Annotated in this window: 21 protein-coding genes and 1 tRNA gene; 9 read left to right on the top strand and 13 right to left on the bottom strand. The window is 59.5% G+C overall.

Annotated elements, in window-relative coordinates; translation table 11 throughout:
• Window positions 1-98: 98 nt before the first annotated feature.
• Both PUQ42_RS06030 and PUQ42_RS06025 read right to left on the bottom strand, forming a co-directional pair.
• Window positions 99-1,268, bottom strand: coding sequence for a FecR family protein (locus PUQ42_RS06030; RefSeq protein ID WP_273371944.1), 1,170 nt, complete (start codon window positions 1,266-1,268; stop codon window positions 99-101).
• Window positions 1,269-1,455: 187 nt separating this feature from the next.
• Window positions 1,456-2,004, bottom strand: coding sequence for an RNA polymerase sigma-70 factor (locus PUQ42_RS06025; protein WP_273371941.1), 549 nt, complete (start codon window positions 2,002-2,004; stop codon window positions 1,456-1,458).
• Between the two features lie 556 nt (window positions 2,005-2,560).
• Between PUQ42_RS06025 and PUQ42_RS06020 the strand changes: the two genes are divergently transcribed.
• On the top strand, window positions 2,561-2,959 hold the full coding sequence (locus tag PUQ42_RS06020; protein ID WP_273371939.1) for a hypothetical protein: 399 nt from the start codon (window positions 2,561-2,563) through the stop codon (window positions 2,957-2,959).
• A gap of 326 nt (window positions 2,960-3,285) precedes the next feature.
• Here PUQ42_RS06020 and PUQ42_RS06015 read toward each other — a convergent pair.
• The 7 genes from PUQ42_RS06015 to PUQ42_RS05985 form a co-directional block, all read right to left on the bottom strand.
• Window positions 3,286-3,373: transfer RNA gene (locus tag PUQ42_RS06015), tRNA-Ser, on the bottom strand.
• Window positions 3,374-3,536: 163 nt separating this feature from the next.
• Window positions 3,537-4,151, bottom strand: a complete 615-nt coding sequence (locus tag PUQ42_RS06010) for a flavodoxin family protein (RefSeq protein WP_273371936.1) — start codon at window positions 4,149-4,151, stop codon at window positions 3,537-3,539.
• 230 nt (window positions 4,152-4,381) lie between these two features.
• Entirely contained in the window at window positions 4,382-4,594 is a 213-nt protein-coding gene (locus PUQ42_RS06005) for a hypothetical protein (protein WP_273371933.1), read from the bottom strand.
• Between the two features lie 119 nt (window positions 4,595-4,713).
• Complete coding sequence (locus tag PUQ42_RS06000) at window positions 4,714-5,181, bottom strand: hypothetical protein (RefSeq protein WP_232009136.1); 468 nt, start codon at window positions 5,179-5,181, stop codon at window positions 4,714-4,716.
• A complete protein-coding gene (locus PUQ42_RS05995; RefSeq protein WP_087405338.1) occupies window positions 5,178-5,687 on the bottom strand; it encodes a hypothetical protein in 510 nt (169 codons plus the stop codon). Before PUQ42_RS05995 ends, PUQ42_RS06000 begins: the two co-directional genes overlap by 4 nt.
• Window positions 5,684-6,400 (bottom strand): bifunctional demethylmenaquinone methyltransferase/2-methoxy-6-polyprenyl-1,4-benzoquinol methylase UbiE, encoded by a 717-nt coding sequence (gene ubiE, locus PUQ42_RS05990; protein WP_087311284.1) that lies wholly within the window; start codon window positions 6,398-6,400, stop codon window positions 5,684-5,686. The genes PUQ42_RS05995 and ubiE overlap by 4 nt, the downstream gene beginning before the upstream one ends.
• Window positions 6,397-7,641 carry an ABC transporter permease gene (locus PUQ42_RS05985; protein WP_087311283.1) on the bottom strand — a complete coding sequence of 415 codons (1,245 nt, stop codon included), beginning with the start codon at window positions 7,639-7,641 and terminating at the stop codon, window positions 6,397-6,399. Before PUQ42_RS05985 ends, ubiE begins: the two co-directional genes overlap by 4 nt.
• Window positions 7,642-7,718: 77 nt before the next feature.
• Between PUQ42_RS05985 and PUQ42_RS05980 the strand changes: the two genes are divergently transcribed.
• The 5 genes from PUQ42_RS05980 to PUQ42_RS05960 are packed head-to-tail and all read left to right on the top strand — an operon-like array spanning window position 7,719 to window position 13,070.
• Window positions 7,719-8,468 carry an SDR family NAD(P)-dependent oxidoreductase gene (locus PUQ42_RS05980; RefSeq protein ID WP_122120161.1) on the top strand — a complete coding sequence of 250 codons (750 nt, stop codon included), beginning with the start codon at window positions 7,719-7,721 and terminating at the stop codon, window positions 8,466-8,468.
• 12 nt (window positions 8,469-8,480) lie between these two features.
• Entirely contained in the window at window positions 8,481-9,245 is a 765-nt protein-coding gene (locus PUQ42_RS05975) for a zinc metallopeptidase (RefSeq protein ID WP_087311281.1), read from the top strand.
• A 9-nt stretch (window positions 9,246-9,254) separates the two neighbouring features.
• Entirely contained in the window at window positions 9,255-10,889 is a 1,635-nt protein-coding gene (locus tag PUQ42_RS05970; RefSeq protein ID WP_087405341.1) for an SGNH/GDSL hydrolase family protein, read from the top strand.
• A complete protein-coding gene (locus tag PUQ42_RS05965; RefSeq protein ID WP_087311279.1) occupies window positions 10,886-12,391 on the top strand; it encodes an MBOAT family O-acyltransferase in 1,506 nt (501 codons plus the stop codon). The genes PUQ42_RS05970 and PUQ42_RS05965 overlap by 4 nt, the downstream gene beginning before the upstream one ends.
• A 7-nt stretch (window positions 12,392-12,398) precedes the next feature.
• Entirely contained in the window at window positions 12,399-13,070 is a 672-nt protein-coding gene (locus PUQ42_RS05960; protein WP_273371923.1) for a phosphatase PAP2 family protein, read from the top strand.
• 180 nt (window positions 13,071-13,250) lie between these two features.
• Here PUQ42_RS05960 and PUQ42_RS05955 read toward each other — a convergent pair whose 3' ends face one another.
• The gene (locus tag PUQ42_RS05955) at window positions 13,251-15,044 is read right to left on the bottom strand and encodes a DNA/RNA non-specific endonuclease (protein ID WP_420534952.1); all 1,794 of its coding nucleotides are present in this window, start codon (window positions 15,042-15,044) and stop codon (window positions 13,251-13,253) included.
• 241 nt (window positions 15,045-15,285) lie between these two features.
• Between PUQ42_RS05955 and lysS the strand changes: the two genes are divergently transcribed.
• The 3 genes from lysS to PUQ42_RS05940 all read left to right on the top strand — a co-directional run bounded on the left by lysS (window position 15,286) and on the right by PUQ42_RS05940 (window position 18,583).
• On the top strand, window positions 15,286-17,010 hold the full coding sequence (lysS, locus tag PUQ42_RS05950; RefSeq protein ID WP_273371919.1) for a lysine--tRNA ligase: 1,725 nt from the start codon (window positions 15,286-15,288) through the stop codon (window positions 17,008-17,010).
• Window positions 17,011-17,074: 64 nt separating this feature from the next.
• Window positions 17,075-17,833, top strand: coding sequence for a triose-phosphate isomerase (tpiA, locus tag PUQ42_RS05945; protein ID WP_087311275.1), 759 nt, complete (start codon window positions 17,075-17,077; stop codon window positions 17,831-17,833).
• Between the two features lie 282 nt (window positions 17,834-18,115).
• Window positions 18,116-18,583: a MaoC family dehydratase gene (locus PUQ42_RS05940; RefSeq protein ID WP_122120156.1), complete on the top strand. Its 468-nt coding sequence runs from the start codon at window positions 18,116-18,118 to the stop codon at window positions 18,581-18,583.
• A 170-nt stretch (window positions 18,584-18,753) separates the two neighbouring features.
• On the opposite strand, the gene PUQ42_RS05935 is transcribed toward PUQ42_RS05940, so the two are convergent.
• The 3 genes from PUQ42_RS05935 to rpoA form a co-directional block, all read right to left on the bottom strand.
• On the bottom strand, window positions 18,754-19,194 hold the full coding sequence (locus tag PUQ42_RS05935; RefSeq protein WP_273371915.1) for a PepSY-like domain-containing protein: 441 nt from the start codon (window positions 19,192-19,194) through the stop codon (window positions 18,754-18,756).
• Between the two features lie 534 nt (window positions 19,195-19,728).
• Window positions 19,729-20,319 carry a 50S ribosomal protein L17 gene (gene rplQ / locus PUQ42_RS05930; protein ID WP_087404961.1) on the bottom strand — a complete coding sequence of 197 codons (591 nt, stop codon included), beginning with the start codon at window positions 20,317-20,319 and terminating at the stop codon, window positions 19,729-19,731.
• 4 nt (window positions 20,320-20,323) lie between these two features.
• On the bottom strand, window positions 20,324-21,025 hold a 702-nt coding region (gene rpoA / locus PUQ42_RS05925), incomplete at its 5' end, for a DNA-directed RNA polymerase subunit alpha (protein WP_273371911.1).

Here is a 21,025-nt window from a genome sequence, read left to right as displayed (position 1 = left end):
ATCCATATCCGCCACGTTCCCGGTGTTGGAACGCCCTTGGGATGTTTCCGTTTTTTCGTTTGTAAAGGTTTCGTCATAATGGGAAAAGTTTAGTGGGATTATTTCAGCGTGATACGTTCTCCGTCGTAGTCGATCTTTATGTCGGTGCCTGTAGAGGTAATGATATCGAGGATCCGGTCGAGTTCGCCGCAGCGGGGGAACTGCCCCGTGAAGCGGAACCGGTCGAGATACGGAGCCACCTCATAATCGAAGCGATACCATCGGGAGAGCTCCTCGAGGATTTCGGAGATGGTGGCGTGCGAGAAGATAAAGGTTCCGGAACGCCAGGCAAGGGCCTGCGAGGGGTCGACCTGTGTCACCTCGATCGGTTCATCCGACTGCCGCCGGTAGACAGCCTGCTCGCCGGGCGAGAGTCGGACACTCTGCTCGCCGGAGTCGGATGTCACCTCGACGGAACCTTCCACCAATGTGGTATAGACTGCCTGAGCGGCATCATAGGCCTTGATGTTGAAATGGGTTCCGAGAACCCGGATCCGCTGTCCGCCCGACACGACGACGAAGGGACGGGAGGCATCATGCGCCACCTCGAAATAGGCCTCTCCTTCCAGCATGACAATCCGTTCGCTACTGTGGTTGGTCGTAAAGAAGCGCAGCCGCGAGGCAGCATTCACCCAGACCCGCGTACCGTCGACCAACGTCACGTCGTACATGCATCCGCGGGGTGTAATGAGTGTATTATAGACCTCCGCGAGGGGTTCCGAACGATCCTCACGATCGGAAGAAGGCTCCGGACGGTAGGTCAGACTGTTTTCTCCGCTGATACGGGCATTGCCGAGATCCGCCGTTGAATCCGCCCGACCGAGTTCCACGCTTTGGCCATCGGCCAGATAGAGGGTTGGCTGTGCACCTCCGGGACGGATCTCGGCGATTCGGGCCATGACCCGCTTCCGGTGTCCGGTATGCGAATCGTAAATGATGCCGGCAGTCAGGAGCAGTACGACAAGTACGGCAGCCGCACTTTGCAGTTTGAACATGTAACGCCGGATGCGGGCCCTGCTTTTTCGCTCACGGAGGCGGACCTGCACCTTTCGCCAGGCTTCATCGACATCACACTGTTCGCGGATGATCCGGCGGTTCTCCAGCTCCTCTTCATCGAGGATCCGACGGAAGAGTGCGATCTTGTGCTCACGATTCCACTCCCGGAGTCTGAGTTTGAGTTGTTCGCGCTCCTGATCGGAGGTTTTCGAAACCCAAAACCTCCCCAGCAAGACAGCCGTCCTGACAAATGATATGATATTCCCAACTAACACCGTTAATATAACACTTTAGAAACAAAAAAGGATGACATAAGATCAAAAAAAATTGCAAGATGCTTTTAATGTGCACCTTGCAGAGATAAATAATCGTAAGTCCAAAGACCTGAACAGAAACGACACGGAGAGGAAAGGTCTCTCCTTAGAAAATCATCCACTGATTCGAAAGAATCATGCGCAGTATTTTGTAAGCCCGTGCCTTATGCGTACGGACCGTATTGACCGAAATGCCCAACACATCTGCAACTTCCTGATTGCTAAAACCATCTACAGCCAGGCTGAGCACCCGCCGACCCATTGCCGGGAGGGATTCGATGGCTTGTGCAATAATTACCGAGGACTCCTCCTGCATGATGGCGTCTATAAAGAATTCTTCCGATTGTTTCTGCTTATGACGAGCAATCTGCAATTCGGAATAACGGTTCCGAATCTGTTCATGTCTCAGATGATTGAGACATTTATTGCGAAGTGTTTTATAAAGAAATCCCCTGACAAGATATTCGTTCTCAAAGGTATAACCCTGCTCAAGCAGGGTTGCGAACGCCTCCTGCACCAAATCTTCACACGTTTCATGACTCTGCACGAAATTGCGGGCAAAAGAGACAAACATCGGATAATAAGTCCGGAAGAATTCGGGAACCAACTCCTTCGTCTTTTCATCCGATTCCTTGTATGTATCTTTCTTGCACATGATTTTGTCAGGCTTTGCTGCGACGAAACAATCTGTGACAGCCACTACACACGGGCTCAAAAATAAAAGGTTTTTGTAAAAATTGCAACATTTTTTTCAGCAGAATCCAGTCATCCAGGCCCTCAACGAGCCATAGGTGAACAATAACAACCTACAAATAAATACCTTACACAATTGCAACCTATAGTTTTCATCTGTAATCATTTTCAAAAATCAATCAGGAAAAGATTGTCTCTGTCGAATCGGGACGCGATTCACTCCTACAGACAGGCAATCCGTTTACAGCGATTTTACAGCCTTACCGCTTTTTTTTCGGCTGAAAGGCTCATTTTTACAATATATTATTTTATATTTGCAATAAATATTTGTTAGCCAATTCCAACAGCCAGGAATCAGATCAACGGAAAGGAGCGATTTATCTCCTCAGCCGAAGCCCCTGGCCGGAGACAAAACAGGAATCAGACTGCCAGCAAGCAGTTCCGCCACCCACCCGGTCCGGCTTCGAGCCCCCCGGATTCGGTGCAAGGACCGGCCTGCACGAAAAAGACCACCAAAAATGAAAGATATGTACGTACCCAACCACCTGAAATGGCGAATTCTTCTGGCGCAAGAGCTGAAACAGGTCTACTTCGAACGCGAGAACTCACACCGCAACTGCAAACGGATCTTCGAACTTTACGGCCGTTACCTGCTGGGAACGACCTACGACACGTTTCTGACCTACCTCAACCAGCGGAAATACCGGATCGACAATCTCCGGCTGCCGCCCTACATCGTGGCAGCCATCGGACTACTCGAGCCGCTGCGTATCGCCAGCGAGCGTCTGCGATTACGCAAAATGGGTTCTCCGTGGACCCTGCAGGAGATTGTCGAGGAGACGCTGACGATTCTCCGCGAACGCTCCTCAACCCCGCTGGACCGGCGGATCGGACAGGCGCAGCAACACGTCGAATAAGCGACGCTCGGGACCTGTACGACAACCGGCCCCATCAGCCGACAAGGCATACCCACCCGCAACGGGAGGAGCTGCCAACAGAGCACGTGTTCACGGCGTACCTTCACCCCGACAACAGCCCACGGGATATTGTCGCACCCCCTTCCACCTACCGGAAGCGGCGCCAAACACGATGCCGCACTACTCTACCGTCGACCGGAATCCACTCCGGTCTTCGGTCCCGCGCCATCTGCTCCGGGAGGAAACCGGGCAAACGCCGCATATGAGAACAACCAAAAAAAGCGTTGCAGAAATTCTGCAACGCTCTTCACAAACGTACCTTCGAGCGGAAAGAAGGGGATTCGAACCCCTGAAACCCTTTTGAGGTTTACTCGCTTTCCAGGCGGGCCAGTTCAACCACTCCTGCATCTTTCCGTGGGGATGGCGCAAAAGTACGCAATATTTCCCGATTCTGCAAATGACGGCGATTTTTTCTGCACGGCGCCGCCGGGCACGGATTCGGACAGGCTCGAAAGAAAAGTCAGTCCCGGCATGAAAGGCCCGGTCCCAAGTCCGATTCGTGCGCCCCGCGACCCGACTAACGGATAAAACTCGTCATGATGCGGGGTTCGGCTTCGGGGATGTTCTCCGTAGCGAGCAATCCGGACTTGAGCACGCGGGCCATGTTACGCCCCAGCACACGCATCGTCTGCAGACCTTCACCGTCCTGACTGGCCTCGCCGGGAGTCCGTCCATGGACGCTGTTCCAGTATTTCGACGAGACGACCGGCATGTTCGTTATCATGAAATACTTGTTCAGACGGTCGAACGCGGCGCTGGCTCCTCCGCGGCGGCACACGACCACGGCAGCAGCCGGTTTATAGGCCAGGCGGTCGACGCACGAGACAAACAGACGGTCCAGCAGCGCACACAGCGAACCGTTCGGGCCGGCGAAGTAGACCGGCGAACCGACGATCAGGGCGTCGGCCGTGGCCAGTTTTTCGCGGATCAGCAGGTAGAGATCGTCGTTGAAGGCGCAACTGCCGGTCTGGGCACACTGCCAGCAGCCGATGCAGCCCGGAATGGGTTTGGTACCGATCGAGACGATTTCGGCCTCTACGCCCTCGGCCTCGAGCGTGCGGGCAACTTCGTTCAATGCGATGAAGGTATTGCCCTCGCGATGGGGGCTTCCATTGATAAGCAGGACTTTCATAGCTGATATTTTTTAATGTCGTTGGTTTTCGCCACCCAAAGATACAAAAAAAGGGGATGCGGAGGAGATCGCATCACCCGATTTTATCGGAAGGCCGCCTGCGCAGACGCCTCCGCCCGTCTAATCTCGGGGAGGGGGGGGGCGGACTGCAGCCGCACGTTCCGATCCCGAGAAGACAAAAAAAGGGGAGATTCCCTTCGAGAAATCTCCCCAATCTTCAGAGGGCAAAATTATTTTGCAGCCTCAACCGTCTCGGCAGCAGCCTCGGTAGCGGTCGAATCAGCCTGCTCGCAAGCAGCCGTCGAATCGCACTTCTCGGTGCAACCCTCGCAAGCCGAAGCCTCGGTAGCAGCAGCTTCCGTAGCAGCGGCATCAGCAGCTGCCTTCTTGTTGGCGTTTCCACCACAGCTAACCATGGCTACGGCAGCCAGAACGATGACCAAAGAGAAAATCTTTTTCATAGCGTCAAACGTTTAATTAACACTTCTTAAACGCCACAAAGATAGATATTCGCCGAAACAAAGCAAAGAAAAATCAAAAAATTTTCAAAAACAGCCGCAAATCACTCCAGAAGGTCGCTCACGGAGATCACTTCGTTCTTCAGAAAGGCCTTCGGGAAGATGGCCGAGACCTTGCCTTTCAGTATGATAGCCTCTTCGGAGGTCAGGCAGTTTCCGACCGAGACCGAGAACCACGGGCTTTCGTAAACCATGTAGACCCGGATACCGGGAAAAGTCTCTTCGAAGAGTTGTTTGGCTGCCAGCGCACCGTTGCGGGCATCGGGGCCGTTGTCGAAGAAGATGCAGACGCGATGGCCCTTGTAGGAGAGGCGCTGGGCACTGCGGGCGGCATCGGCCACGGCGCGGGCGGCATCCCCGTGTTCGGTGACCACGACGCGAGCCGGATCGAACAGCGCAGAGCCGGCTGTCGGTTGGGCCAGACGCTGCTTGAAGGCCTCGAGCGACTGGGCTCCGGCAACCGAAGCGACCATCAACAGAGCGCAGGTAAGGATCAGCGTACGATATTTCATAACTTCAGATAATTTTGCACATCCTGAACGGAGAGCCCAAAGGTAGTCAAAAATTCGGACAAAGGCATCTTTTCGCGGGAAAAACGGAGCGGAGCCGGGCCGCCGCGGCCCTCGATCTCGAAGGAGAGGGCGATACGGTCCAACTCACCGGCCTTCACCTTGCGGTAGAGGACGAAGAGGGTCAGCGGATCGGAGATCTGCAGCCGCCAGAGCGTCCGGATCGAGGCCTGCGTCCGACGGTCGATCTCGACGGGCTCCTCGAGAATCAGCCGTCCCACGACCGCATCGGCGTAATGGATGTCGATCCGGGCCGAGGCGAGCTGGAGCCGATGGGCCGAGCCGTTGTCGATCCGGGCGACCACCTCGGCGGAGGTCAACCCCTGCAGCTGCACCCGTTCAATTCCCTCGAAACGAATCTTTTGAGCCGTCTTCTCAATCGAGCGCCGGCAGGAGCCCATCGCCAGGACGGCGAAGAGTAGCAGCGAATAAAAGAACAATCGTTTCATCGTACACCAATATATATTTGGGCAATGCCGCAACTCTGGCTGCGGGCCTTGCAGTCGTGGAATCCGGCCGCCTCGAGTCGCCGCAGAAATTCGGCCGGGCGGGGGAATTCGCCGACCGAGGCCGGGAGATACTCGTAGGCACGGCGATCGTGGGAGACCATGCCGCCGATGCGGGGCAGAATCCGGTAGGTATAGAATTCGTAGAGGGTGCGGAACAGCGGGTTCGAGGGTCTCGAGAACTCCAGGATGACGACCCGCCCGCCGGGGCGCAGCACCCGGGCCAGTTCGCGCAGCCCGGCATCCAGATCGCCGAAATTGCGCACGCCGAAGGCGACGGTGGCCACGTCGACCGACGCCGTCGCCACATCGAGGTGCTCGGCATCGCCGTGATCCAGCACGATGCGGCCGTCCAGACCGCGGGCCTCGACCTTGCGGCGGGCTACGTCGAGCATGCGCTCCGAGAGGTCGACACCCAGGACGTGAGTCTCTCTGATGCGGCGGGCCATGGCGATGGCCAGGTCACCCGTTCCGGTGGCCACGTCGAGGATGCGGCGGGGTTTCACACGGCACACGATCTTCACGACATGACGGCGCCAGAGACGGTCGATGCTCATCGAGAGCGTATGGTTGAGCAGGTCGTACTTCGGCGCGATGTTGTCGAACATCTCGCGGACCTCCTCCTTCTTGGACTGATCGGTATTGTAGGGTTTCATTCGTAACGAATCGTTTCTTCGGGTTTGATGCGGGAGACAATCGAGGCGGGGATCATCAGCAGGAGGACAATCACGGCGATGAAGCCGGCATTGAGTGCCAGCCACCACCCCCACCCCAGCGATATGGGGACTTCGGAGAGGAGATACCCCTCCGGGTTGAGTTTGACGAGATGGGTCGTGTGCTGCAGCACGCAGAGGCCCAGACCGACGAGGTTGCCCCACCCCAGACCGCGCAGCGCCACGAAAGCGGCCCGCCAGAGGAAGACGGCGCGGATCTGCCGGCTGCGCATGCCGAGGACCTTCAGCAACCCGATCATGCGCGTGCGCTCCAGGACGAGGATCAGCAGCGCCGAGGTCATGTTGAAGAACGCCACGACGAGCATGATGCCGATCACCACGGCTGCATTGACATCGTGGGCCTTCAGCCAGTCGAAGATGTTGGCGTAACGCTCGGTGACGCTCTCGACGGCCAGGTTCTCGGTGCCCTCACCCTCGTCGTAGAGCAGCGTGCGGTCCAGCGTCCGGGCAAAGGCCGGAGCCTCGTCAAGCGAACGGACCCGAATTTCGTAGCCCGAGACCTCGTCAGCGCACCAGTCGCAGAGGCGCTGCACGTTCCGGATGTCGGTGAAGACCATCGAGCGGTCCATCTCGTCCAACCCCGAGGCGTAGATTCCCGACACCTTGAAGCGGTCGCGGCGGGGGCGTTCGCCGCCGTCGACGAACAGCATCTCGATGCGGTCCCCGACGCCGACCTCCAGCCGGTCGGCCAGCAGCTGCGAGAGGAGAATGTCCTTCGTGCGGATCGAATCGCCGATGCGGGGCATCTGCCCCCGGACGAGCCACTCCCCGAGCAGCGACGTGTCGTAATCCGGTCCGATGCCCTTGAGCACCACCTCGCCCACGGCATCCGCCGTGCGGACAATCCCGCCCTTAAGCGCATAGGGGGCCATCGCAACAAAGCCGTCGGTCGAACGGATCAACGCCTCGAGACGGGCGCTGCGATGCACGGGCCGGGAATCGAGCGCATCGACCCCGCGGATGTCGGTCACCGTGACGTGCGAGGCAAACCCCTCCATCTTGCGGGCGACCTCGCGCTTGAAGCCGATGACCACGGCCAGCGTCAGAATCATCACCGCCACCCCGAGGGCCACCGACCCTACGGCAATGCGGTCCATGACCCCGGGGCGGTTTCCGGGCGTCGGACGGGCCGTACGGCGGGCGATGAAAAAGGCGAGATTCACGGGTGCTCTATTTTGTCCTGAAATTTATGCAAAGAAACATATAAATTTCGTATTTTTGTCCGAAATACGGGATTTTCATGAAAAAACGGGCTCTCATCACGGGTGCGACCTCCGGAATCGGCCGCGCAACGGCCCTGCGACTCGCCGCCGCAGGCTATGACATCATCGCCACGGGACGCCGTGCCGAACGGCTCGCCGAACTCAAGGCCGAGATCGAGGCGGCGGGCGGGAACTGCACGACACTCACCTTCGACGTCCGCTCCGAAGAGGAGGTTCGGCGCAACCTCGAACCCCTCGAGCAGATCGACCTGCTGGTCAACAACGCCGGACTGGCCGCCGGACTCGAACACATCGACCGCGGCGACACGCGCGACTGGGACGCCATGATCGACACCAACGTCAAGGGGCTGCTCTATGTCACGCGGGTCATCACACCGAAAATGGTGGCCGCAGGCCGCGGACACGTCATCAACCTGGGGTCGATCGCCGGCACGGAGCCCTACGAAAACGGCGCGGTCTACTGCGCCACGAAACACGCCGTGCACGCCATCTCGCAGTCGATGCGCGCCGATCTGCTCCCGGCCGGGATCAAGGTGACGGAGATCCGCCCCGGCATGGTCGAAACGGAGTTCTCCGAGGTGCGTTTCCACGGCGACCGGCAACGTGCCGCAGCCGTCTACGAGGGGGTCGAGCCCCTCACCGGCGCGGATATTGCGGAGGCAATCGCGTGGGTGGCACAATTACCGGCCCACATGAACGTTAATGACATGGTACTGATGCCGAGCCAGCAAGCCGGTTCGTACTACACGTATCGCAAGAAACAGTAAACACTTACGACTATGTATCAACCCCTTATCACCCTGCTTCAGGCAGGTTACTACGCAGAGCCGCATGCCGCACGCTACGACGCCGCCACGATGGGCATGTTCGTGCTGATCATCATCATCGGCGTCATCGGCTTCGTGGTGCAGGCGCGCCTGCAGTCGGTCTTCAAGAAGTATTCGAAGGTGCAGTTCCCGGGCGGCCTGACGGGCGCCGAGGTGGCCGAGAAGATGCTGCGCGACAACAACATCCATAACGTGAAGGTTACGCACGTGAGCGGCCAGCTCACCGACCACTTCAACCCGCAGACGATGACCGTCAACCTGAGCGACGCGGTCTACTCGTCGACGAGCGTGGCGGCAGCCGCCGTGGCGGCCCACGAGTGCGGCCACGCCGTGCAGCATGCCCGGGGCTATGCACCGCTGGTGCTGCGTTCGCAGCTGGTTCCGGTGGTTCAGTTCGCCTCGTCGGCCGCCACGTGGGTCATCATCCTGGGTCTGGTGATCCTGGCCACGACACAGAACGAGGTGCTCTGCTGGATCGGCGTGGGACTGATCGCCATGTCGGCCCTCTTCTCGATCGTGACGCTGCCCGTGGAGTACAACGCCTCGGCGCGGGCGCTGGAGTGGCTGCAGGCCAGCCGTACGATCCAGGGCGTGCAGCTCTCGCAGGCGCGCGAAGCCCTCTCGTGGGCAGCCCGCACCTACCTGGTGGCGGCACTGAGCGCCATCGCGTCGGTGCTCTACTACGTCTTCCTGATCCTCGGACGACGCAACGACTGACAACGCGGAATGAACACTCCGGAGAAAGACTACACCCATCGCACCTGGCTGGCGGCCGCGGCACTCATCGCAGTGCTCGTGGCCGTAAGTTTCATACCTCCGCAGAGTATCGGAGGCATCCACCTGCGGCGCGCAAACATCCTCTCGGACCTCATGACGTTCGACGATTCGGCCCCGGCGGAGCAGGAGGCCGCCACGGGGCTCTACGACGAGGAGGAGTTCCGCGTCGATCTGGCGGAGGTGGCCTCGCGCATTGAGGCCGACACCGCGCACCAGGAGGCCCCGACCATCTATGAATGGCGGCTTGCGGACGACACGCCGGCCGACGACCGCTATGCGCCGCGCAAGGCGGACACCACACGATGGGTCGCCACGCTGACTCCGATCGAGGATTACAGCGACAGCGGCCGTCTGCGGGCCTTCTGCGACACGCTGCTGCTGGCGCGGCGTCCGGTGCGGATTGCCGTTCTGGGCGACTCGTTCGTCGAGGGCGACATCCTGACGGCCGATCTGCGCGAACGCCTCCAGACCGCCTACGGAGGACGTCCGGGCGGCGGTACGGGTTTTGCCCCGATGGCCTCGCCGCTGACGGCCTTCCGCCGCACCATCAAGACGCAGTCCAAGGGGTGGGCCACCTACAACATCATGCAGCGCAAGGCGGCTCCGGATTTCCTGCGCGAACACTTCTACATTTCGGGCTGGGTGAGCCAGCCCTCGACCGACGCCTCGACCCGCTGGGAGAACACCGACTTCCGGCAGCAGCTCGATGCCGTGACCGACGCCCGGATCCTCTTCCTCTCCCCGGCGGAGAGCCGCGTGGAGGTGACGCTGAACGACACGCTGCGGCATGAATTCACGGTCGAGGGCGATGCCACGGTGCGCCAGATCGCCGTTTCGGCACCGCACATCCACTCGCTGGGCTTCCGCGTTCTCGCCGGGACGAAGGATTTCATCGGCTACGGTGCGATCTTCGAGGGGCACGGCGTGGTGGTCGACAACTACTCGGTGCGCAGCAACAACGGCCAGGCGATGTTCTGGACCAATCCGTCGGTCAACGCCCGCATCCACTCCTTTGCACCATACGATCTGGTGATCCTCCAGTACGGGCTGAACATCATGCAGGCGGGCGTGACGGACTATCGCGGCTACGCCTCGCAGATCGAAAAGATGGTGGCCTACGTACGGCAGTGCTTCCCGGGTGCCGCAGTGCTGATCCTGGGCGTGAGCGACCGCTCGGTGAAGACCGACTCGGGATTCGAACCGATGGACGCCGTTCCCTACATGACCGAGAGCCAGCGCACGGCGGCCCGCAACACGGGAGCCGCCTTCTGGCCCACGAGCGACGCGATGCGCGCCCAGGGCGGCATGGCGGAGTTCGTGCGCAACGGCTGGGCCGGCAAGGACTTCACCCACATCAACTACGCCGGCGGACGGCGTGTGGCGTGGGCGCTCTACGATGCGCTGAACGAGGAGATCCGCAAGGCCTACACGGAGATCCTCCTCACGCAGCGCCGCCAGGCCGAAGCCGCGGCCGTGATGGACTCGCTGCAGCGAATCCGCCTGCAGCGGGAGCTGCTTCCGGAGCTGACGCCCGAACCGCAGGGGCTTCCGGTCCCCGAATCCCTTAACCTGCCGCAACCATGACACTCCCCACAACGGACGGCATCTGGGAACGGCTCACGGCGCTGCTGACCTACGACGCCACCTCGCCGCTGATCTTCAGCAGCGGTCTTTTCCTGTTTCTGTTTGCGGGCTTCCTGCTCGTCTACAGTGCCTTCCGGCGGGCGCCGATGGCCCGCATCATCTATGTGGTACTCTTTTCGCTCTACTTCTACTACAAGTCGAGCGGCATCTACTTCCTGTTGCTCATCTTCACGGCGACGAGCGACTTCCTGATCGCACGGGGGATCTTCCACACGCAGAGCCGGCAGACCAAACGCTGGCTGGTGGCGCTGAGCGTGGCGGTGAACCTCGGCATGCTGGGCTACTTCAAGTACACGAACTTCCTGATCGACATCTCGAACCAGCTCTTCGGGCAGGGTTTTCTCCAGTTCCAGAACATCTTCCTGCCGGTGGGCATCTCGTTCTTCGTCTTCCAGTCGATGAGCTACACGATCGACGTCTACCGCGGACAGCTGCGCCCGCTGACCAACTGGCTCGATTATCTCTTCTACCTGTCGTTCTTCCCGCAGCTGGTCGCCGGCCCCATCGTGCGGGCCCGGGACTTCATCCCGCAGATTCGCCAGAACCCGATCCGCATCACGCGCGAAATGTTCGGAACGGGGGTCTTCCTGATCCTCACGGGTCTCTTCAAGAAGGCGATCATCTCGGACTACATCTCGCTGAACTTCGTCGACCGGGTCTTCGACGAACCGCTGCTCTACTCGGGCTTCGAGTGTCTGATGGGCATCTACGGCTACGCGCTGCAGATCTACTGCGACTTCTCGGGCTACTCGGACATGGCCATCGGCATCGCGCTGCTGCTGGGCTTCCGCTTCCCGAAGAACTTCGACGCACCCTACAAGTCGGCCACGATCACCGAATTCTGGCGGCGGTGGCACATCTCGCTCTCGTCGTGGCTGCGCGACTACCTCTACATCTCGCTGGGCGGCAACCGCAAGGGACGGCTGCGCACCTACTGGAATCTGCTCCTGACGATGCTGCTCGGCGGATTGTGGCACGGTGCAGCGGTGCGCTTCATCCTCTGGGGCGGGCTGCACGGCGTGGCACTGGCGCTGCACAAGCTCTGGCTGAGCGTCGTCCCGGGCGCCAAGGTGTCGGGCGCACAGATGCACTGGTGGAGCCGTGCGGCGGGTATCTTCGTGACGTTCAATCTGGTCTGCTTCGGGTGGCTGATGTTCCGCGCCGAGTCGATGCAGACCGTCTCGCTGATGCTGCATCAGATCTTCGAGAACTTCAACCCGGCGATGATCCCGCAGGTGGTGGCCGGATATGCCGGGGTCTTCGCCCTGATTGCCGCGGGATACATCCTGCACCTGATGCCGGGGCGGGTCGATGCCCTGGCCCGGCAGGTGGTGGTCAACGCCCCGCTGGTGCTGCAGGTGGTGATGGCCGCCGCGATGATCTGGTGTGTCATGCAGATCAAGTCGAGCGACATCCAGCCCTTCATCTACTTCCAATTCTGACCCGACGATGCAGAACCTCGACCAACAACTCTTTCTGGCGCTGAACTTCGACGGCGGACCCGTGTGGGACCGCATCATGCTCACCCTTTCAGGAACGACGATGTGGATTCCGCTCTACGCGGTGATCCTGTGGCTCGTCTGGCGACGCTCGGGCTGGCGGGGGATGCTGCTCTTCCTGGTGCTGATGGCCGCAGCGGTGGCACTGGCCGACATGGTGGCCGGGATCTTCAAACACAACGGACTGCTGGGCGGTCTGCTGCCCGATTTCGAACCGCGCTGGCGGCCGATGTTCACCCCTTCGCTCGAGGGGCTCGACATCACGCCCGACTCGCTGCGGACGCTGCGCTGGCTCTCGCCCGAGGAGCTTGCGGCGGCCGGGTATTCGGGGCATTGGACGGTACACGTCCCCATCGAAGCGGTCAGCGGCCGCTACGGAAGCGTCTCGGCCCACGCCGCGACGATCGTTGCGTTGGCGCTCTTCTCGGCACGGGTCATCCGCCGGCGGTGGTTCACGTTGCTGATGATATGCTGTACACTGGTTGTCTGCTACTCGCGGATCTATCTGGGCAAACACTTCCCGATGGATCTGGTCTGGGGCGCTCTGGTCGGTGCCGTGCTGGGCTGGGCGGCCTGGACACTCTACCGGCGTTTCGCACCCCGCAGCAAGGCGGCAAAGTAACCCCAGGAGGGGGGGGGCAAAAGGCCCACACGAAGGAGACCGGGCACAGAAGGCCGGACACCGGAGACCGCATGCCGGGGATCGCACACAGCTCCGGAACCTTCCGAATTGAAACCAACGAGGGGAGTGCCATCCGGCACTCCCCTCGTTTCATACGGCCGAAACCGGTCCCGGCTCCGGTCAGAATCCCCAGTCGGAGGGGTTGCACTGCTCCTTGACCTCGTCGGGGACATCGGGGAAGAAGGTGAAGCCGGTCTGCTCCTCGATCCACTTCACGGACTTCATCTGTGCGGCGCCGAGCGTCGGGATCGTGGCATTGCTGTCGTCCGTCCCGTCGCCATTCTCGAACCAGAAGCCCACCGCCTTGAGTTCGCTGGCCGAACACTCCTGAATGGCCTTGCGGGTGTTTCCGGCGCGCGTCCGCAGAATCAGCTTGTAGTAGTGGGTCGGGACCTCACACGGCTTTGCCTCGTCGATACTGCCCCTCACCTGGGCGTTCTGGTTGACCCAGCTGCCGTCATGGGCGGCAATGGCCCCCTCGCCGAAGTGGGCACCCGAGACACAATAGAGCGTGTCGGCGCAGACGTAGTAGTCCTGGATGCGCCATTCGGCCTGCTGCCACAGATCGCTGAAGACCTCACCGCCCTGCGGCGCAATGTTGCACGAATAGAAGGTCTGCACATTGATTTCCGCGGGGTTGTTTGCATCGCCGCAGCCGCGATAACCCGAAGCCAGCATGTGCCCGCGTCCCCAGCGGTAGAGCGGCGACTCCGAAACGACATACTTGTCGCGGTTGTCCCCCGGCCATACCCAGATGATCGCCTGTTCGGCCTGCGTCATGTTGGGATCGGCGGCCCAGGGCTGCGTCTCCGGGCGGGTCCGTCCGCCCTCCTCGTAGCAGGCGTGCTGCGGATGGGCAATCCAGAGCGGGCAGTGGCGTTTCGTATCATAGCAATAGGTGTAGTTGCGCAGATGCTGTTTCGTCGAGACGGTCGTCGACCAGAAGGTGTAAATCTTCCTGTTGGTCATGTCGGCCGGCGTGGCGGGAAGCTCGGCCCAGCGGTACTCCTTGCCGGACGCACCGAAGTCGATCTGCTGACCGCCGCCACCGGTCGTCAGCACGATGTCGTCAAAACTCAATCCGTACTCCCGCTGCACCCCCGTCACCGAATACCGGATCGAGAGGCTCGGGACCGCATCGGTCAGCGTGAAGCCCACGCTCGCCTTCGTCCAGGTGTTGTAGGCGGAGGCACCCTTGTAGGTGAGCCTTTTCCACGACGAACCGTCTGCACTCACTTCCAGATTCATGTCACCCTCAGGGAAGATCGTCCCGAACGAAAGCGTATAGGCGGTCTGTCCGGCCGGCAGCGTGATGTCCCGGATCGTAAAGTAACCCGGATCGCCGTCCGTGAAGATCTTGGCGTAGGCCTTGCCCGAGGCTCCGGCATAGCGTCCCGAGGAGCCGAAATTGTCGTTGTTGATCCGCATGCGGGAGGTGTTGTAGGAGACCGTCGAGGCGCCCGTACCGCTCTGGGTCTTCCACTCCTCGTTGGTATCGGCCCAGATGCCGCCCGTCCCGTCGCCGAAATCGAGGCTGAACACAGTCTCCCCGGCGGGAGTATCGCCTCCGTCATCCCCGTCATCGCCGCCCGGACCGGACGTGCGCGTCACCGTCACGAACTGCGAGGCGGTCTTTCCCGAGGCGGTTTTCACACCGAATTTCAAGGTTTGGCCCGCCGGCATGTCAGCCACATAAAAACTTCCGTTACCCGATCCGGTCGCCGGAGATACGGATACGCCCGAAGTCTCCGGCGTCCAATAGACCGTCCACTCCGTATTGGCCAGTACCTGGATTACATTCTTTGTGGGATCATTTTCGTTGAAGGTGAACGACGCCGCCTCCACGACGGCATAGGTGCCATCCTCCGCACCATCGTCGCCGCCGCACGCCGTAAAAAACGTCAGCAAAAGCACGAACAATCCCGGCAACAAAGTCGGGAATTTCCAAATACGGCGCAGTGTGAAACAAATAGACGAGTGAGTGAAAGTTTGTTTCATAAACACGTTTTTTTGGTTAGACATGAGGGGTTAAATATAAAAATATTTTCCGAACAAACAAAATCGCCCGATGTTTGAACGCCCCGGCGAGTTGCTAATTTGCCCGTTTTTCACTACTTTTGCAGGGATATACCACGAAACATCAAAAACAGACGATATGGCAATCGAACTCAGCGAACAGGAACAGCTTCGCAGACAGTCGCTCAACGCCCTGCGCGACCTGGGCATCGAACCCTACCCCGCCGCACGCTACGACGTAACGGCCACGGCGCGCGAAATCGCCGAGGGTTACGACGACAACGCGAAGAACTTCCAGGAGGTCCGCATCGCGGGCCGCATCATGTCGCGCCGCATCATGGGCAGCGCCTCGTTCTTCGAGTTGCAGGACCACACGGGACGCATCCAGGTCTACATCCGCCGCGACGACATCTGCCCCGAAGGGGACCCGACGCTCTACAACACGGTCTTCAAGAAGCTGCTCGACATCGGCGACTTCATCGGCGTGGAAGGGTTTGCCTTCCGCACCAACACCGGCGAACTCTCCGTACACTGCAAGGCGTTCACCGTGCTCTCGAAGTCGATCCGCCCGCTGCCCGTCGTCAAGGAGAAGGACGGCAAGACCTTCGACGCCTTCACCGACCCCGAGATCCGCTACCGCCAGCGCTACCTCGACCTGATCGTCAACCCGCAGGTCAAGGAGGTCTTCATCAAACGCGCGAAGATCATCTCCACGATGCGTGAGTTCTTCGACTCGCAGGGCTACATCGAGGTCGAAACACCGATTCTGCAGCCCATTCCGGGCGGCGCCGCGGCGCGTCCCTTCATCACGCACCACAATTCGCTCGATATCGACCTCTACCTGCGCATCGCCACGGAGCTCTACCTGAAGCGGCTGATCGTCGGAGGCTTCAACGGCGTCTACGAGCTGGGCAAGAACTTCCGCAACGAGGGAATGGACCGCACCCACAACCCCGAGTTCACCTGCATGGAGATCTACATCGCCTACAAGGACTACCGCTGGATGATGGAGTTCACCGAGCGGATGCTCGAACGCATCACCACGGCCGTCAACGGTACGACGGAGCTGGAGATCGACGGACGGCAAATCTCCTTCAAGGCGCCGTTCCGCCGTGTGACGATGACCGACGCCATCCGCGAGAAGACCGGCTACGACATCACCGGCCAGTCGGAGGAGCAGCTGCGCGAAGCCTGCAAGCGACTCAACGTCGAGATCGACGACACGATGGGCAAGGGCAAGCTGATCGACGCCATCTTCGACCAGTACTGCGAGGGCGACCTCATCCAGCCGACCTTCGTCTGCGACTACCCGATCGAGATGTCGCCGCTGAGCAAGCGCCACCGCGACAACAAGGATCTCACCGAGCGGTTCGAACTCTTCGTCAACGGCAAGGAGCTCTGCAACGCCTACTCGGAGCTGAACGACCCGATCGACCAGCTGGGCCGCTTCCAGGAGCAGCTGCGCCTCTCGGAGAAGGGCGACGACGAGGCGATGTTCATCGACATGGACTTCGTCCGTGCCCTGGAGTACGGCATGCCGACCTGCTCGGGCATGGGCATGGGCATCGACCGTCTGGCGATGTTCATGACGGGCCAGAACTCGATCCAGGACGTGTTGTTCTTCCCGCAGATGCGCCCCGAGAAGAAGGCCGCGACGGATCCCGTCGAGGCCTATACGGCCATCGGCGTTCCCGAGGAGTGGGTGCCCGTCATCCAGAAGATGGGCTACCTGACCGTCGATTCACTGCGCAAACTCGCCCCGGGCAAGTTCTTCAACGACCTGTGCGGTTTCAACAAGAAGAACAAACTCGGGCTGAAGGCCCCCTCGATGGAGGAGGTCAAGGCATGGTGCTCGGCCGAATAAACGGCTGCTACCGCCCCGCCAACATGTGAACACATACAAGGACTTTTAACAAAACAATACCGTTATGAGAAAGAAAATCGTAGCCGGCAACTGGAAGATGAATACGCTTCCGGCCGAAGGAGTCGAACTGGCAAAAGGCGTCGTAGCAGGACGCGGCGAGGTATGCTCGTGCGTGAACTTCATCGTCTGCCCGCCCTTCACCCACCTCTCGATGGTGGCCGAGGCCCTCAAGGGTTCGGACATCGAACTCGGCGCCCAGAACTGCGCCGCCGAGGCAAAGGGTGCCTACACGGGAGAGGTCGCAGCCTCGATGATCGCCGCCCTGGGTTGCAAATACGTCATCCTCGGCCACTCGGAGCGCCGCCAGTACTACGGCGAGACCTCCGCAACGCTCAACAAGAAGATGGAGCAGGCCTATGCCAACGGACTGACCCCGATCTACTGCGTGGGTGAGAACCTCGAGGAGCGTGAGGCCGGCAAGCACTTCGACGTGGTGAAGGCCCAGATCGAGGAGGTTGTCTACAACCTCACGGAGGAGCAGTTCAAGAACCTCGTCATCGCCTACGAGCCCGTATGGGCCATCGGTACGGGCAAGACCGCCACGGCCGACCAGGCACAGGAAATCCACGCCTACATCCGCAAGGTGCTGGCCGAGAAGTTCGGTGCCGCAGCTGCCGAGTGCCCGATCCTCTATGGAGGCTCGTGCAAGCCGGCCAACGCCGCCGAAATCTTCGCCAAGGAGGATGTCGACGGAGGTCTGATCGGCGGTGCCGCCCTGAAGGCTGCCGACTTCCTGGCCATCGGCAAGGGATTCCAGAAATAGTCTCCCGACCGGGAGTGCGGGAAAGAGGGTGAGGCATTCATGCATCGGGGGCCCCGTGAAGGATGCGCCACACCAAGAAACCCGCCATCGAAAAGAGGGTGTTCGATCTACGGTCGGACACCCTCTTTGTTTCATCCCGGCAATCGTATCCCGCACTTGACAGACAAGGGCCGGACATCGACGGATTCGCGAAAAGAGTGTTTAAAAACGGCCTGACACGGAATCAAAACGACGCACGATCAGAAAGTTTTTCTATCTTTGCAGAAAACAGCAATAACAACCATGAGCCGACTGATTATCCACGATTTCGATGATTTTGCCCGCTACACGGGCCAGGAGCTGGGCATCTCGGACTACCTGAAGATCACCCAGGAACAGATCAACCTATTTGCTGACGCCACGCTGGACCACCAGTGGATCCACGTCGATCCCGAACGGGCCCGGGTAGAGAGCCCCTACAAGACAACCATTGCCCACGGTTATCTGACCCTTTCGCTGCTGCCCTACCTGTGGGGACAGATCGTCGAGGTGCAGAACGTGAAGATGCTGGTCAACTACGGCATTGAGAAGCTGCGCTTCAACCAGGCGGTGACAGTCGGCAGCGAGATCCGGCTGCGCGCCACGCTGGTGTCGATCACCAATCTGCGCGGCATAACCAAGGCCGAGATCAAGGTGGCACTCGAGATCCGCGACTGCCCGAAGACGGCCATGGATGCCACGGTTATCTTCCTCTACCACTTCAACAAGTAGCCGGAGGCGATAAAACCGGACAGAGAATCCCAACCCTTCCCCACACTCTCAACTCCCGACCAACCAAAAACGGACTCTTCCCTGACGGGAAGAGTCCGTTTTTATCTCCGCGAGAATCGTGCGGTTGCGGGGGGTTCACCGTACACGCGATTCCCGGAGCGTTGTCCGAATCATTCGTCAATGTCAATGACGCGGAAATTCCGGTCAAACTTGATCTCGAGTCCGTTCGTAAGCTCGATCTCCCACGTATAGGCATTGCGCTCGATCTTGCGGATCTCCTGGCTCGGAAAGTTGCTCTTGGCTACGTAATCGGTGATCTGCTTCGGAACGATTGCGGCGGGAATGGCCGTATACTTGCGTTCTACCGAGGTCCATTCACCCTTGGTATCGAACTCTACCTCGGTACGGTCGGTGTAGGTCACCTCATACTCCGAACCGGCAAACTTGGGATCCTCCACGGCATAGGCCACCGTCAGGTCGGAGAAATAGCTCTTCAGGAAGTTCTGGGCTGCGGCGGGCAGTTTGTCAACGGTGATCGGGCGATCGTTTCCGGCCAGCGTTACGGTGATTCCTGCAAGGAGAAGGGCTGCGGTCAAAAAAATCTTTTTCATGGTTTTAAAGTTTTTTAATTGAACATTCGTTTTTGATTACGATACAAAGGTCGGAAGGAATTCTGAACGGAATCTAAAATTTACCTTTCCAACACCTTTTTTTCTGCAAATATTTCTCCAAACCGCCCCCACATGGGGCTCAAACCCGCTTGCAGGGCGTCCAGATTCGTCCTGCATCAAGCCCCATCTTCCCGCTGGCCGGGGATCGTCTCCTCCGGGCTGTCTCCCTCCCTGACGGGAATCAACACACAGTCAGCATCAGGCGAACCAGCATCGAAATCCTTTTCGAGGCAGACAGGCATTCCCGTTCCCGATGAGGCAATCGGCGCGCTGTCGTTGCGGCAAACGCTACCCCGAACAAATAAAAAATTCCCGAAGAGAGGCCCGGTTGGACACCTCTTCGGGAATTTTGATCCGCAGTCTGGAACGGAATTCGAAGTGAGTTGCGGAGACCGCGGGGCAGACCCGCTTATTCTCTCCTTGTCTCCAGCTTTTTTTCCTCCCCCCCCCTCGAATTGCGCTCCCTGCGCGGGACTACATCTTCTTGCCGACGTTGGTCTTCTTGGCGGCCTTCGGAGCAGCCGTCTTGGCGGCGGCAGCCTTCGGGGCCTTCGGAGCCTTCGGGGCAGCGGCCTTCTTGGTCTCGCCCTCGACTACCGTAGCGTCTTCTACGGCATCGGTCTTCTTCGCAGCGCTCTTGCGCGAACGACGCGTCTTGGGTTTGGCCTCCGTGGCGGCAGCCGGCGTGATGCCCAGCGTGTAAGCCTCGTTGAAGTCCACGAATTCGATAATGCACATCTCGGCGGCATCACCCAGACGGAAGCCCGTCTTCAGGATGCGGGTGTAACCTCCCGGACGCTCGGCAACCTTCGGGGCGATCGTACGGAAGAGTTCCGTCACGGCCTCTTTCTGCTTCAGGTACGAGAAAACGATACGGCGCGAGTGGGTCGTGTCCTCCTTCGACTTGGTAACCAGAGGCTCTACGAACATCCGTACGGCCTTGGCCTTGGCAACGGTGGTTTCGATGCGCTTGTGCAGAATCAGCGACGATGCCATGTTCGACAGCAGGGCCTTGCGGTGACCTGCCTGGCGGCCGAGGTGGTTGTAATTCTTATTGTGTCTCATTTAATTAATCTTTGTCAAGTTTGTAGATTGATACGTCCATTCCGAACTTCAGGTTCAGGGAGGCCAACAGCTCGTCAAGCTCCGTAAGCGACTTCTTGCCGAAGTTGCGGAACTTGAGCAGGTCGTTGCGGTTGAGCTTCACCAGGTCGCCCACCGTATCGACGTCGGCTGCCTTCAGGCAGTTCAGCGCGCGGACCGAAAGATCCTGATCCGAAAGCTTCGTCTTCAGCAACTGGCGCATGTGGAGCACATCCTCGTCGAACTCTTCCGTACCGTTCGTGTCTTCCATGTTGACGGTGATCTTCTCGTCGGAGAAGAGCATGAAGTGCTGGATGAGGATCTTGGCAGCCTCCTTGAGTGCCTCTTTGGGGTGAATCGACCCGTCGGTAGTAATTTCCAAATTCAGCTTCTCGTAGTCGGTCTTCTGCTCGACACGGTAGTTCTCGATCGAGTACTTCACGTTCTTGATCGGCGTGAAGATCGAGTCGATCGGGAGGGTTCCGAACTCGCAGTCGGCAGGCGTGTTCTCCTCGGCCGGAACATAGCCGCGGCCCTTGCCGATCGTGAGCGTCATCTGCATCTTCGTCCCCGGGGCCAGGTGACAGATCACCAGGTCGGGATTCAGAACCTTGAAGAACGACAGGTAATTCGAGATATATCCGGCAGTCAGCTCCGTCACACCCGCAACGTTAATGGACACTTTTTC

This window comes from Alistipes megaguti, assembly GCF_944320325.1.
Classification (GTDB): domain Bacteria; phylum Bacteroidota; class Bacteroidia; order Bacteroidales; family Rikenellaceae; genus Alistipes; species Alistipes megaguti.
Note: the sequence above shows the minus strand (reverse complement) of the source record. Positions and strands in the feature narration are given on the sequence as shown.

Coding starts and splice junctions, on each gene's coding strand:
- PUQ42_RS06025 (WP_273371941.1), bottom strand. CDS start 2,004: ATGTGCAAGAAAGATACATACAAGGAATCGGATGAAAAGACGAAGGAG.
- PUQ42_RS06020 (WP_273371939.1), top strand. CDS start 2,561: ATGAAAGATATGTACGTACCCAACCACCTGAAATGGCGAATTCTTCTG.
- PUQ42_RS06010 (WP_273371936.1), bottom strand. CDS start 4,151: ATGAAAGTCCTGCTTATCAATGGAAGCCCCCATCGCGAGGGCAATACC.
- PUQ42_RS06000 (WP_232009136.1), bottom strand. CDS start 5,181: ATGAAATATCGTACGCTGATCCTTACCTGCGCTCTGTTGATGGTCGCT.
- PUQ42_RS05995 (WP_087405338.1), bottom strand. CDS start 5,687: ATGAAACGATTGTTCTTTTATTCGCTGCTACTCTTCGCCGTCCTGGCG.
- ubiE (WP_087311284.1), bottom strand. CDS start 6,400: ATGAAACCCTACAATACCGATCAGTCCAAGAAGGAGGAGGTCCGCGAG.
- PUQ42_RS05980 (WP_122120161.1), top strand. CDS start 7,719: ATGAAAAAACGGGCTCTCATCACGGGTGCGACCTCCGGAATCGGCCGC.
- PUQ42_RS05975 (WP_087311281.1), top strand. CDS start 8,481: ATGTATCAACCCCTTATCACCCTGCTTCAGGCAGGTTACTACGCAGAG.
- PUQ42_RS05970 (WP_087405341.1), top strand. CDS start 9,255: ATGAACACTCCGGAGAAAGACTACACCCATCGCACCTGGCTGGCGGCC.
- PUQ42_RS05965 (WP_087311279.1), top strand. CDS start 10,886: ATGACACTCCCCACAACGGACGGCATCTGGGAACGGCTCACGGCGCTG.
- PUQ42_RS05960 (WP_273371923.1), top strand. CDS start 12,399: ATGCAGAACCTCGACCAACAACTCTTTCTGGCGCTGAACTTCGACGGC.
- lysS (WP_273371919.1), top strand. CDS start 15,286: ATGGCAATCGAACTCAGCGAACAGGAACAGCTTCGCAGACAGTCGCTC.
- tpiA (WP_087311275.1), top strand. CDS start 17,075: ATGAGAAAGAAAATCGTAGCCGGCAACTGGAAGATGAATACGCTTCCG.
- PUQ42_RS05940 (WP_122120156.1), top strand. CDS start 18,116: ATGAGCCGACTGATTATCCACGATTTCGATGATTTTGCCCGCTACACG.
- PUQ42_RS05935 (WP_273371915.1), bottom strand. CDS start 19,194: ATGAAAAAGATTTTTTTGACCGCAGCCCTTCTCCTTGCAGGAATCACC.
- rplQ (WP_087404961.1), bottom strand. CDS start 20,319: ATGAGACACAATAAGAATTACAACCACCTCGGCCGCCAGGCAGGTCAC.